Consider the following 12,509-nt stretch of genomic DNA (forward strand, 5'->3'; position numbering starts at 1 on the left):
TATCCAAATTGTTACAACTTTCTTCGTCTAAAAACCAAGATGGATACGAATGTTGCCACTATCTTCTTGCTTGAGTCAGTCTTTCCTCGGATGAGCAGAGTTGCTCAACCTGAAGCCCTTACTCCATCGACTGATGTTGGACTTATCCGCGAGGATTTCCCCCGCGGTAGCTGACGTTGAGAACTTAGGCAAGCAATCGCTGGATATGCTCCTGCAACGTATCCAAATCAAACGGCTTGGCCAGGATGGGCGCATTGCGCGTGATCGGGCTGTTGCAGTCGAGAATCTCCTGCGGGTAACCGCTGATAAAGATCACTTTCAGTTCCGGACGCAGCTTGATTGCCGGCTCGGCAATCTGCACGCCGGAAATCCCACCCGGCAGGCGATAATCGGTGACCATCAAGTCCAGGTGCGGCTTGGTCGCAAGGATTTCGAAGGCCTGCTCCCCGTCGATCGCCTTCAAGACCCGGTAGCCCAAGCCTGCCAGGTACTCGCCCAGCACAAACATAATGGATTCGTCGTCCTCGACGATCAGTACGACATCTTGTGCATCTTCACTCATGGGAAGCCTTTGTCCGGTCAATTGCTGCAGTTACGACCATGGGGTCACGCAGAGGTTGCGTTGGGGCGACGATTGATTTCACTCGGCCACTTCCAGGGGCAGGCACACCCGGAACAGGGCGCCCTCACCTATCTGGCTCTCGACCTCAATCGTGCCGCCATGGGCCGCCACGATCTGCTCGGAAATAAACAGGCCCAGGCCCAGACCGGCGGCGGAATGGTTGGCCGAAACCCGCTCGAACTGCTGGAAAATACGCTTCTGGTTCTCCTCGCTGATACCAATGCCATGGTCGCGCACCTCTACCCGCGCTTCGCCATGCTCGGTATACACCCGCACCTGCACCGGGCTCTTGGCCCCGTAGCGCAAGGCGTTGGTCAACAGGTTGGTGATCACCTGCTCGATGCGGAACTCATCCCAACAGCCTTCCACCGGGCTCTCGGCCTGCAATTGCATGGACGACTCGGCGGCGGCCACTTGCGGCGCGAAGTTATCGACCAGGTTGCGCACCAGTTGCGCCAGGTCGATGGGTGCCGGGCGAATCGACAGTTTGCCGGTGCGGATACGCGACACGTCGAGCATGTCTTCGATCAGGCGGATCAGGCTCTGGATCTGGCGCTCATCGCGGTCAACCATGGCGTGCATCTTGTCCAGGGTAAACGCCGCCGCATTGTCTCGGGCCAGGTGCATCTTGCGCAGTTGGGTCTCCAGGATCAGCCCGTTGAGAGGCGTACGCACTTCGTGGGCGACAATCGACATGAAGTCGTCACGCATGCGCACCGCTTGTTCCAGCTCGGCCTGGGTGGCTTGCAGGCGCGTGAGCAGCAGCTCCTGCTCGCGACGGCTGCGCTCCAGCTCCTCGACTTGCAGCTTCATCGCCTTGCTTTGGCGATACAGGTCGACGAACACGTTGACCTTGCTCTTGACCGCATGAATATCCAGCGGCTTGTGCAGGAAGTCCACGGCGCCGCTTTCGTAGCCTTTGAAGGCGTAGTTGAGTTCGCGGCCAGCGGCGCTGACGAACACGATGGGGATGTTCTTGGTCTTTTCAGTGCCGCGCATCAGTTCGGCCAGTTCGAAACCGTTCATGCCAGGCATCTGCACGTCGAGGATCGCCATGGCGAATTCATGTTCCAGCAACAGGGACAACGCCTCGTCGGCACTCAATGCCTTGAAGACCTGGCGATCCTCACGCTTGATCAGCGCCTCGAGGGCCAGCAGGTTTTCCGGCAGATCGTCAACGATCAGCAGTTTGGCCTGGACAGTACTTAACATGGGGAAGGTTCCAGGGAAGCCAGCAATGAGCCGATTCGGCTCAAGGAAAGAATATAGTCCGGTGTGTGCAAGGCCAGGGCCGCCAGGGGCATGACGGCAATGCGTGCCTCTTGTGGGTCCTGCACGATGGTAATGCCACCCGATTGCTTGACGTGGGCCAGGCCGCTTGCGCCGTCCTGGTTGGCGCCGGTCAACAAAATGGCGAGCAGGCGGGGCCCATACACATCGGCCGCCGAGGAAAACAGGTAGTCGATGGCGGGTCGGGAATGGTGCACCCGGTCTTCCTGGCTCAGGGACAGGCTGCGGTCCTGCTCGACCGACAGGTGATAACCAGGCCCGGCAAAGTACAAGGTACCCGCCTCTACGGCTTCTTTGTCCCGGGCCTCCTTGACCGGGATGTTCAGGCGCCGCGCAAAGACTTCCGCCAGCTGGCTGCGGCGCTCATCCGGCAGGTGCAGCACGGCAATGATCGGCAGGCCGAAGGTACTCGGCAGCTGGCCGAAAATACTCAGCAACGCCTCAACGCCGCCGGCGGAAGCGCCGACGACGATGGCTTCGATCCCGCGAATCGGGGTGTCTGGCGCGTCGCTCATGATTTTCGGTAGATCCGTTCCTGCTTGACCAAGGGCTCGAATTGCTTGCTGTAGGCGGAAAAATCCAGGGTTTCCTTGCTGCCCAGCACCAGAAAGCCGCGATGACACAGCGACTCATGAAACAAGCCAAACGCTCGATCTTGCAATTTTTTATTGAAATAAATCAATACGTTACGACATGAAATTAATTGAGTTTCTGAAAATACGCTGTCGGTCGTCAGGCTGTGATCGGCAAAGGTCACGTTCTCGCGCAATGTCTTGTCGAAGATCGCGTAATCGTAAGCCGCTGTGTAGTAGTCGGCAAATGAACGTTGCCCGCCGGCCTGCTGATAATTGGCGGTATAGGCGCGCACGTTCTCCAGGGAAAAGATGCCCTGCTTGGCTTTTTCCAGCGACGCCGGGTTGATGTCCGTGGCATAGATGATGGTGCGCTCCAGCAAGCCTTCTTCACGCAGCAGGATGGCCATGGAGTACACCTCCTCGCCCGTGCTGCAGCCGGCGATCCAGATCTTGATCGACGGGTAGGTCTTGAGCAACGGCACCACTTCCTGGCGAATCGCCAAAAAGTGCGACGGGTCGCGAAACATCTCGCTCACCGGGATGGTCAAGAACTGCAGCAACTGCATGAACGCGGCCGGGTCGTGCAACACGCGCTCTTGCAGTGCGGAGATGGTCGCGCAGTCGAACTGGCGCAAGGCATGGGCCACACGGCGTTTGACCGACGCGCCCGAGTAGTCGCGAAAGTCATAGCTGTACTTGAGGTAAATCGCCTCGATCAACAGGCGCAGCTCAATATCGCTGCTCTTATCCAAGAAACACTGCTCCACTTAAATGCGTTCCATCTTCGGTAGCCATACGCGAATCAGTGAGAACAGGCGGTCCAGGTCAATCGGCTTGGCCAGGTAATCGTTTGAGCCTGCTGCCAGGCAACGTTCCTGATCGTCCTTCATGGCCTTGGCCGTCACGGCAATGATTGGCAGTTTTTTCCAGCGTGGGTCCTGGCGGATCAAGGCCGTGGCCTCGTAACCATCCATCTCCGGCATCATCACGTCCATCAGCACCAGGTCGATATCGTCCACTTCATTGAGTCTGTCGATGGCTTCCTGGCCGTTACGCCCGATCACCACCACGGCACCTTTGTGCTCCAGGGCGCTGGTCAGGGCGAAGATATTGCGCACATCGTCGTCCACCAGCAGGATTTTGCGCCCTTCGAAGACCTTGTCGCGGCTGCGGGCGGTCTTGAGCATCTTCTGGCGGTCATGGGACAACTGGGATTCGACTTTGTGCAGAAACAGCGTGACTTCATCGAGCAGGCGCTCGGGCGAGCGCGCGCCCTTGATGATGATCGAGCGTGAATACTTGCGCAGTTCGGCCTCTTCGTCCCGGGTCAGGTTGCGCCCGGTGTAGACGATCACCGGCGGGAACGAGCAGATATCCTCGGTGGCCATGCGCTTGAGCAACTCGTTGCCGAGCATGTCCGGTAGCTTGAGGTCGATGATCATGCAGTCGTAGATATTGCTGCGCAGCAGGTCGAGCGCCTCCTGGGCAAAGCCTACGGCGGTGATCTCGATGTCATCGTCGCCGATCAGGCGGGCAATGCTATCGCGCTGCAGGTCATCGTCTTCCACCAGCAGGATGCGCTTGACCTTCTGGGTCAACTTGGCTTCCAGGCGTGCGAACACGTCCTTGAGCTCTTCGCGGGTGGTGGGCTTGACGGCATAACCGATGGCGCCCATGTGCATGGCGGCTTCGACGCGGTCTTCCACGGAAATCACGTGCACCGGGATGTGGCGCGTGTTGGCGTGTTCCTTGAGGCGCTGCAGCACGGTCAGCCCGGAATGGTCGGGCAGGCGCATGTCCAGCAGGATGGCGTCGGGGATGTACTGCTCGGCAAGGCTGTAGCCCTCGTCGGCACCGTGGGCGACCAGGCAGTGGTAACCCAGCTCGTGGGCAAGGTCGAACAGAATGCGCGCAAAATTCGGCTCATCTTCCACCACCAAAATGCAGCGGGTGCTGAACGGCGCCTTTTCGCGGTCGTCGGCAAAGCGTGGGATCAGCTTGGCGTCGGCCACCGGCAATGGCGACACCTTGACGGGCGCCGGTGCCGGCGCGACCACCACTTGGCGCGGGGGCTCGATCGGCGCCGCGTCCTCGTCGCGTTCGACGTACTGTTCGGGCAATACCAGCGTGAAAATACTGCCTTTGCCCGGCTCGCTGGTCACGCTGATATAGCCGCCCAGCAAGGTGGCCAGGTCACGGGAGATCGACAAGCCCAGGCCCGTACCGCCGTAACGGCGATTGGTGGTGCCGTCGGCCTGGCGGAAGGCTTCGAAAATGCTTTCCTGTTGGTCCGGGGCGATACCAATGCCGGAATCGCGCACCGTGAAGGCAATGCCCTCCCCGGGCGCACGGGACACCGACAAGCTGACCTCGCCCTGTTCAGTGAACTTGATGGCGTTGGACAACAGGTTCTTGAGGATCTGCTCCAGACGCTGGCGATCGGTAAACAGCAGGGTTGGAGAGCCTTGCTGCACGTCCACCTGGAAGCCCAGTTTGCGGTCCATTGCCAGCGGCTCGAACATGCCGCGCAGGCCATCCACCAGGCGCTCGACGCTGGCGTTTTCCGGGCGTACTTCCAGCTTGCCGGCTTCGACCTTGGAAATATCCAGGATGTCGTTGATCAGGTTGAGCAAATCATTGCCGGCCGAATAGATCGACTCTGCAAACTTGACCTGCTCGGCACTGAGGTTTTCCTGGGGGTTATCTGCCAGCAGTTTGGCCAGGATCAGCGAGCTGTTCAGCGGTGTGCGCAGCTCGTGGGACATGTTGGCCAGGAATTCGGACTTGTACTTGCTGGAACGCTGCAGCTCATCGGCGCGGTCTTCCAGCTCCAGTTGGGCCTGGTTCAGTTCGATGTTCTTGCGGTCCATGGCGTCGCGCTGTTCGGCCAGGGTCTGGGTCTGTTCGGCCAGTTGCTCGTTGGTCTGCTCCAGCTCGGCCTGTTGAGTTTCCAGGTGGGCCTGGGACTCCTTGAGGATGCGCGACTGCTCTTCCAACTCTTCGTTGGCGGTCTTGAGTTCTTCCTGCTGCACTTGCAGTTCTTCGTTGAGCTGCTGGGTCTCGGCCAGCACTTCCTGCAAGCGCTGGCGATAGCGCGCGGCTTCGATGGAGGTGCCGATATTGCCGGCGATCAGTTCCAGCAGTTCAATATCACGCTCATCCAGCGGGCGCAGGAAACCCAGCTCGACCACACCGTTGACGCGGTCGTCATCGCTGGTGGGTACCACCAATACGCTGCGGGTGGCGCCCTCGCCCAGTCCCGAGCTGACCTTGAAGTAATCCACCGGCACATCGTCCAGGCGAATCAGGCGATCCAGTTGGGCGGCCTGCCCGACGATGCCCTCATCACTGTAGATCGACTGTTCCAGCTGTTCCTGCTCGCGTGAAAAGCCATAAGTGGCCACGCGCTTGAGGCCGCCGTGTTCTTCGCGCACGTACAGCGCCGCGACGGCAGAGCCCATGTATTGGGCGAAGAACTGCAGGATATTGCGCCCCAGCATGTTCAGGGTCAGTTGGCCCAGCACTTGCTCGGCCAGCTCGGTCTGGCCATTGCGCAGCCAGGCGGTTTGCTCCAGGCGCCGTGCAATCTTCTGTTGTGACGCGATGTTTGCACTGTAACTCTTTGAAAGCGAAATTAAATTCTTCCGGCCAATGTAGGCCAGAAACCCACTCAGCCCCAGTACAAACAGCAAATACAGCGTGACACTGATCACCGTCGTGCGGGTGACCTCGGCATTACGGGTGATACGGAACTGCTGTTCCATCGCCACCGCGTCTTCATATTCCTTGCGAATCTCATCGGTAAGCCGTTTGCCCCGGCCCGCCTTGACAGCGCCCCGGTAATCGCCGCTGTTGCGCTGCAATTCAATCATCGATTGCGCGTAGTTGTTCCATTCGGTCTGCAAGGTTTCCAAGCGCTTGAGCCGGTCAACCTGCTGCGGGTTGTCGGCTACCAGGTCCTGCAGGTTGCGCAGGTCGGCAATGATCCGCGGCTTGGCCACTTCGTACGGGTCAAGGAAATGCTCGTCACCCGTGATCAGGAACCCGCGCATACCTGTTTCCAGGTCAACCGTCAGTTTGGACGTCTCATTGAGGTTGTTAATGACGCGGTCGGTGTGCTCCACCCACTGGATCACCGAAAGCCAATAGGTAATCAGGCAGACGAAAAACACCGCGCTGAGCACGCCCACGCCCAAAGGCAGGGCCACGTTGCGGCTCAGCAGGGTACGAAAGCTTTTTTCATCGACGGACGACGCGGGTGTCATGGGCATGCCTTGGCCAAATGCGGAAAAGCCGCAAGTTTGCCCGAACAACCTGGCGAAAAGCTATGTTTGTGCGTTGATTGGCTGCGGATGCGGTCAAGCGCATGGCGCCGGTACCTTTGTGAGTCAGTACGCAAGCTGACGGGACTTTTTGCGCCGCTAAGGTCACAATGCCAGCAATTGCTTCGGAACTTGCTGGCATTGTTATCACTCACAATCTTGTTGCCTTTAAGCCCAGCGCCCTCACTGTTCAGGAAAGTTCACTATGTCCCACGCCTCCACCATCCTTGTAGTCGAAGACGACGCCATCGTGCGCATGCTGATCGTCGATGTCCTCGAAGAGTTGGAGTTCAGGGTGCTTGAAGCCGCAGACGCTGAGCAAGCGTTGGAAGTGGTGAAAGATACTGCCCAGATCATCGACCTGATGATGACCGACGTCGGCCTGCCCGACATGGACGGTAAACAACTGGCAACCAAAGCTCGCGAACTGCGCGCCACCCTGCCGATTCTGTTTGCCAGCGGCTATGCCGAAAATATTGATGTACCCGCCGGTATGCAGGTGATTGGCAAGCCGTTCTCGATCGATCAATTGCGTGACAAAGTCAAATCCATGCTGTAACGCCCCTCCCCCGCGTCCTTTGCAGAGATTAACGTGACGTCCGGCCAATAAAACAGGAAACTCAGCGCCTTCACGCCACGCTCTCAAATAGCATTCAGGAAGGACGCAACAACATGATTGGAAAACCGACGCGCCTGCTGTTGGCGAGCCTCTCGATTTTCATGAGCTCCGGCGCCTGGGCTGACTTCACCGCAAGCCCCAGCGAAGCCCGGGCCATCGCCAAGGAAGCCTACCTGTACGGCTTCCCCGTGGTGCAGATGTACAAGACGCTCTACACCCAGGCCGTTGATAAAGGCGGTGCCCACTTCAAGGCGCCCTTCAACCGTATCGACAACAGCGCCCAGGTGCTTACCCCCAAGGACAACGCAGTTACCACCCCGAACGTCGACACGCCCTACTCGTTCGTATGGATGGACCTGCGCAAAGAACCTTTGGTGCTGACCCTGCCCAAGATTGAAGACAACCGTTACTACTCAGTGCAGTTGATCGACCTCTATACGCAGAATTTCGCTTACCTGGGTACCCGCAGTACCGGCAATAACGGCGGTCACTACATGATCGCCGGGCCTGACTGGAAAGGTCAGCAGCCGGTGGACATCGACCGTGTGGTCTACAGCGAAAGCAACATCGCCTACGCCCTTTACCGTACGCAGCTGTTTGATGACAAAGACTTGGGCAAGCTCAAGCAGATCCAGAGCGGCTACAAGGTCCAGGCGCTGAGCAGTTATGTGAAGCAACCCGCGCCCGCTAATGTGCCGAAGATCCAATGGCCCAAGCCGATGGCGACCATGACCGAAGGCCCGCAACTGTTTCGCTACCTGAATTTCATGCTGGCCTTTGCCGCGCCCCAGGACAGTGAAAAAGACCTGCTGGCGCGCTTTGCCAAGATCGGTATTGCGCCGGGCGCGCCGTTCAAGGTCAACCTGTTGACTGCCGAGCAGCGCAAGGCCCTGGAGGACGGCATCGCCGATGGCCGCGCCGAATTCGCAGCGTTCAAGAAAGCCAAGGTCGATACCCACCAAGTGACCGGCGCAGACCTGTACGGCAGCCGCGACCACCTGCAAAACAACTACCTGTACCGCTACGCCGGTGCCGAGCTGGGAATGTTCGGCAACTCCAGTGATGAAGCTGCGCACTTGAGCTACGTCATCGACAGCGAGGGCAAGCCGGCCAACGGTGCGCGCCACAGCTACACCGTGCATTTTGCCAAGGACCAGTTACCGCCGGCCGATGCGTTCTGGTCGCTGACGATGTACGACGCCAAGACTAAATCGCTGGTGCCCAACCACAAGAAGCGCTACCTGATCAATTCGCAGATGCTGCCAACCCTCAAGCTCGACGCCGATGGTGGCTTGACCCTGGCGTTGCAACACCACGAGCCCCCCAAGGCTGAGCAGAGCAACTGGTTGCCGGCCCCGCCCGGCCCGTTTTATGCGGTATTGCGCATTTACCTGCCCAAGCCTGAAGTCGCCAGCGGCCAGTGGAAGCTTCCAGCGTTGACGCCGCTTAAATAATCACGGCGAATAAAAAAAAGCGCGGCGGGCGATAACCCGCCGCGCTTTTTTTTGACTCAGTGTTTTTTCAGTTTCACGTAAGACTGGTGCAGGTCCGATGCCCAACCGTCGATGACGCTTTTCACATCGTCGGCCTTCATTACCTGGGAGTCATTGGCCAGCGGCTTGCCGGTGCCTTTGCGCACCACTTGGGCCAGCACTTTATTGGTAGCGCCATCGAGGAACTGCGCCTCGGTGCCCAGGGTGGTTTCCTGGTCGCGAATGCCGGTGCCGGTGCTCACTGCCGCGGCCACCAGGGCGACGGGAATAAACTCATAAGGCTTGAGGCTTTCGGTCTTGCTGCTCACGGCGGTAATCGCCGCCCTTACCACGATCACCCCTGGGCCTGGGGCATTGGCCACGGGCAGTGACTGGGCCAGCTCGCGCTTGAGCGCCTGGTTGTAATAGTCGTTGATGCCGCGCAACGTGCTCTCGGGAATCCGGGAGGTGGCCTGGGGCTTGGGGTAGAACTGGGTAGGCTCGATGTACACCGCCGTGTAGCGGCTCAAGTCCAGTTGTGGATCAACCCAGCGCATCACCTCTGCCCCCGACGGTGACTTGGCTTCCTTGAGCTGGCTGTAGTTGGAGAGGAACCCTGAGTATTCATTCGGTTGCACCACCTTGCTCGCGCAACCGGCCAAACCGAGCGAGGCAACGCACAGTGTGCCGATCATTAGCCTTAGCTTCATTAGTGAACTCCCTGGCGACCATCATCGTAAGAATGAGTTATAGGTATAGCCAATACTTGGGCAGCGCACCTAATTTCGCTCGGAGCACGCCAATACATGCGTCAACACATTCAGGTCAAGGATGGAAATCGGAACGCACGATTCGCCCACTTATACTCATCATGAAGTCGTCTTTTTTGTCGCCATCGAAATCGAAACGCAACAAGGTCAGATGATGGCTGCGATAATATTCCTGGGTGACAGTGAGTCGTGGGTGAGCTGCGCGCAGGGCTGAAATATCCAATTTATCCTTGCCGCTGACAAAGTCCGTTATAGCTGTGTTTTCAAAGCTGGCGGATGAGTCGTTCGCGCCGATAACGAAGGTATTTTTACCAGGCCCGCCTGACAGCCTGTTGAAGCCAGAGTTCGCCTTGACATAAAGAATGTCATCGCCCTTGCCGCCCTCCAGTTCGTTATCCGAGTCATTTCCAATAAGAATGTCGTTGCCAGCACCGCCAATAGCCCGTTCGATGGTGACGCCGTTGGCGATCGAGACGTTGCCTATGCCTCCCCCTACATTCGAGAAGCTGCCCGATCTCAAATTGATAACCTGATCTTGCTTGAATGCGGAAAAATCGAATGTGTCTCTACCTCCGGCGTCCCACACGCAAAACACCGGTAAATCATCGGCCGACTCCAATTTGAATACTTCACGATCGGCATTTGAATTGAATCCATACGTCGTATCTGCCGTACGCGTTTGGAGGTTCGCCCCGAATTTATCTTGCATGACGGCGATATCATCCATCATCGGTGTACTTGAATATTGATTGTCTTGGCCATGCGATTTATTAAAGCGATGGTCTGAGCGGGTTTCCAGAAAAGGACTCCTGACCGTGTAAGCCAGCGTATTTTCCGCATACTTATTTTCCGGTGTTGCGGACGTCGGGTCAGGAAGCCCCAATTTAAAGGCCGCAGCCTTTGCAATGACGTGACGGCCAAAATTATTGGGTTTTTCCAGCCCATCGGCATGGCTCTGGGTCAGCGTTACCTGCACCCTGCCGGGCTCGTCATCGGACACCGGTGCATACCAAGGGGCTTGCCACTTAAAGCTGCCATCAACCTTAAACTGCATATGATGGGATTGTGCATTGGCAGACTCTTTAAACCGGATATTTGCAGCATCGCTGAAATTATTCAGGGTCTCACGGATGACGCCTTTTTGTGTTTCTGTGAACGGGCTGGTTGTGGCGCCCGTTTCGGGACGATTGGAGAAGTCAAAGGTCACCTCTGCGGAGTCCCCGGAACTCAGTGAACCCGCAAATCCGTCGGCACGTTGTGACCTCTCTAATACTTGGTCCGTGGACAATGAAACTTGGCGATATTTAATTTGATTGCCGCGGTCGCCTGAATGAGCAATCTCGACGACGGTCCTGTGTGCGTCGCTGGTGGCGTATGCCCTTGCCAAAGCAGTGTTCGGATCAATATTCATGAGGTAGTCCTAAGGGAACTGGGATTTTTCTACTCGTCTGGCGGCAGGCCAGTGACCTGCGTATAGGTGGTATTGCTACGCTAAACAGTTCCCGAACTGACCTCACCATTGAGGCGCGGCTCGCCTAGTCGCGTTGGCAAACATTCACCCGGGCGTGCGGCCTTCAAATGAACCGCCTTCGTTGTGTAAGGTGAAGCCTTATCCTCTTATCCGGAGCATTACATGCGCACCATCGGCCTTATCGGCGGCATGAGCTGGGAGTCCAGCGCCGAGTATTACCGCCTTATCAACCAGCGCGTGCGCGACCAGCTCGGCCCGCTGCGGTCGGCGCAAGTGTTGATGTACAGCGTGGATTTCGGCCCGGTGGAACAGGCTCAGCATGCCGGGCGTTGGGACGATGCCGCGCTGATCCTGGAAGATGCCGCGCGACGCTTGCAGGCCGGGGGTGCTGATTGTGTGGTGCTGTGTACCAACACCATGCATTTAGTGGCTCCGCGCATTGAGGCGGCGGTGTCGATTCCCTTCCTGCATATTGCTGATGCCACGGCGACGGCGGCTCTGGAGGCCGGGACCTTGACGGTGGGCTTGCTGGGTACCGCGTTCACCATGGAGCAGGATTTCCTCAAGTCCCGCCTTGCCGCCCAAGGGCTCAACGTGCTGGTGCCAGACGCGGATGAACGCAAGGCGGTGCACCGAATCATCTATGAAGAGTTGTGCGTGGGCGTCATCAGTGACGCCTCGCGCCAGGTGTATCAGCGGGTGATCCAGGCACTCGCTGCACGCGGCGCCCAGGCGATCATCCTCGGCTGCACGGAAATTTGCTTGCTGATCCAACCGGAGCACAGCGCCCTGCCGCTGCTTGACACTACCGCGCTGCATGCGCAGGCCGCGGTGGGGTTTGCCTTACAGGGCACAGGTATCGCCACCACTTTTTAGCCGCTACCTAAACCCAATATCTGGTCGGCTGTCAGGCCCCCTTCGCGAGCAAGCCCGCTCCCACAGGGATCTGTGCCAAGCGCTGATTTTATGGGCGATGCATAACCCGTGTGGGAGCTGGCTTGCCTGCGAAGGCGGTGGTTCAGTTAAAGATTCAGCGGCTGACACACCGCTATCGCGGGCAAGCCCGCTCCCACAGAGGATCTGTGCCAAGCGCTGATTTTGTGGGCAATGCATGACCCGTGTGGGAGCTGGCTTGCCTGCGAAGGCGGTGGTTCAGTTAAAGATTCAGCGGCTGACACACCGCTATCGCGGGCAAGCCCGCTCCCACAGGGGATCTGTGCCGGGCGCTGATTTTAGGGGCGATGCATGACCCGTGTGGGAGCTGGCTTGCCTGCGAAGGCGGCGATTCAGTCAAAGATTCAGCGGCTGACACGCCGCTATCGCGGGCAAGCCCGCTCCCACAGGGGATCTGTGCCGGGCGCTGATTTT

General features: G+C 58.2%; 10 protein-coding genes. 3 read left to right on the forward strand and 7 right to left on the reverse strand.

What is annotated here, in order from left to right; genetic code table 11:
• Positions 1 to 184: 184 nt before the first annotated feature.
• The 5 genes from MF6394_RS19730 to MF6394_RS19750 form a co-directional block, all read right to left on the reverse strand.
• Positions 185 to 562 carry a response regulator gene (locus tag MF6394_RS19730; protein ID WP_003217591.1) on the reverse strand — a complete coding sequence of 126 codons (378 nt, stop codon included), beginning with the start codon at positions 560 to 562 and terminating at the stop codon, positions 185 to 187.
• 78 nt (positions 563 to 640) lie between these two features.
• Complete coding sequence (locus MF6394_RS19735) at positions 641 to 1,834, reverse strand: hybrid sensor histidine kinase/response regulator (RefSeq protein ID WP_047710888.1); 1,194 nt, start codon at positions 1,832 to 1,834, stop codon at positions 641 to 643.
• Positions 1,828 to 2,427 (reverse strand): chemotaxis protein CheB, encoded by a 600-nt coding sequence (locus MF6394_RS19740; RefSeq protein ID WP_047710889.1) that lies wholly within the window; start codon positions 2,425 to 2,427, stop codon positions 1,828 to 1,830. The genes MF6394_RS19735 and MF6394_RS19740 overlap by 7 nt, the downstream gene beginning before the upstream one ends.
• The gene (locus MF6394_RS19745) at positions 2,424 to 3,254 is read right to left on the reverse strand and encodes a CheR family methyltransferase (protein WP_177345148.1); all 831 of its coding nucleotides are present in this window, start codon (positions 3,252 to 3,254) and stop codon (positions 2,424 to 2,426) included. The genes MF6394_RS19740 and MF6394_RS19745 overlap by 4 nt, the downstream gene beginning before the upstream one ends.
• Positions 3,255 to 6,752, reverse strand: coding sequence for a response regulator (locus MF6394_RS19750; RefSeq protein ID WP_078467361.1), 3,498 nt, complete (start codon positions 6,750 to 6,752; stop codon positions 3,255 to 3,257). It lies immediately after the preceding gene.
• Between the two features lie 262 nt (positions 6,753 to 7,014).
• Between MF6394_RS19750 and MF6394_RS19755 the strand changes: the two genes are divergently transcribed.
• Complete coding sequence (locus tag MF6394_RS19755; RefSeq protein WP_032897262.1) at positions 7,015 to 7,368, forward strand: response regulator; 354 nt, start codon at positions 7,015 to 7,017, stop codon at positions 7,366 to 7,368.
• A 113-nt stretch (positions 7,369 to 7,481) separates the two neighbouring features.
• Entirely contained in the window at positions 7,482 to 8,882 is a 1,401-nt protein-coding gene (locus tag MF6394_RS19760; RefSeq protein ID WP_078467362.1) for a DUF1254 domain-containing protein, read from the forward strand.
• A gap of 56 nt (positions 8,883 to 8,938) precedes the next feature.
• On the opposite strand, the gene MF6394_RS19765 is transcribed toward MF6394_RS19760, so the two are convergent.
• Complete coding sequence (locus MF6394_RS19765; RefSeq protein WP_032897258.1) at positions 8,939 to 9,610, reverse strand: DUF3313 domain-containing protein; 672 nt, start codon at positions 9,608 to 9,610, stop codon at positions 8,939 to 8,941.
• Positions 9,611 to 9,725: 115 nt separating this feature from the next.
• Positions 9,726 to 11,081: a M10 family metallopeptidase C-terminal domain-containing protein gene (locus tag MF6394_RS19770; protein WP_078467363.1), complete on the reverse strand. Its 1,356-nt coding sequence runs from the start codon at positions 11,079 to 11,081 to the stop codon at positions 9,726 to 9,728.
• A gap of 222 nt (positions 11,082 to 11,303) precedes the next feature.
• Between MF6394_RS19770 and MF6394_RS19775 the strand changes: the two genes are divergently transcribed.
• Positions 11,304 to 12,017: an aspartate/glutamate racemase family protein gene (locus MF6394_RS19775; RefSeq protein WP_069558590.1), complete on the forward strand. Its 714-nt coding sequence runs from the start codon at positions 11,304 to 11,306 to the stop codon at positions 12,015 to 12,017.
• The last annotated feature ends 492 nt before the right edge of the window (positions 12,018 to 12,509 follow it).

Source organism: Pseudomonas sp. MF6394 (genome assembly GCF_002018845.1).
In the GTDB taxonomy this organism is placed as follows: Bacteria; Pseudomonadota; Gammaproteobacteria; order Pseudomonadales; family Pseudomonadaceae; genus Aquipseudomonas; species Aquipseudomonas lactis.

Excerpts from the sequence above, each read along its gene's own strand:
- MF6394_RS19775 (WP_069558590.1), top strand. The coding sequence starts at position 11,304 with ATGCGCACCATCGGCCTTATCGGCGGCATGAGCTGGGAGTCCAGCGCC.
- MF6394_RS19735 (WP_047710888.1), bottom strand. The coding sequence starts at position 1,834 with ATGTTAAGTACTGTCCAGGCCAAACTGCTGATCGTTGACGATCTGCCG.
- MF6394_RS19770 (WP_078467363.1), bottom strand. The coding sequence starts at position 11,081 with ATGAATATTGATCCGAACACTGCTTTGGCAAGGGCATACGCCACCAGC.
- MF6394_RS19750 (WP_078467361.1), bottom strand. The coding sequence starts at position 6,752 with ATGACACCCGCGTCGTCCGTCGATGAAAAAAGCTTTCGTACCCTGCTG.
- MF6394_RS19740 (WP_047710889.1), bottom strand. The coding sequence starts at position 2,427 with ATGAGCGACGCGCCAGACACCCCGATTCGCGGGATCGAAGCCATCGTC.
- MF6394_RS19765 (WP_032897258.1), bottom strand. The coding sequence starts at position 9,610 with ATGAAGCTAAGGCTAATGATCGGCACACTGTGCGTTGCCTCGCTCGGT.
- MF6394_RS19730 (WP_003217591.1), bottom strand. The coding sequence starts at position 562 with ATGAGTGAAGATGCACAAGATGTCGTACTGATCGTCGAGGACGACGAA.
- MF6394_RS19760 (WP_078467362.1), top strand. The coding sequence starts at position 7,482 with ATGATTGGAAAACCGACGCGCCTGCTGTTGGCGAGCCTCTCGATTTTC.
- MF6394_RS19755 (WP_032897262.1), top strand. The coding sequence starts at position 7,015 with ATGTCCCACGCCTCCACCATCCTTGTAGTCGAAGACGACGCCATCGTG.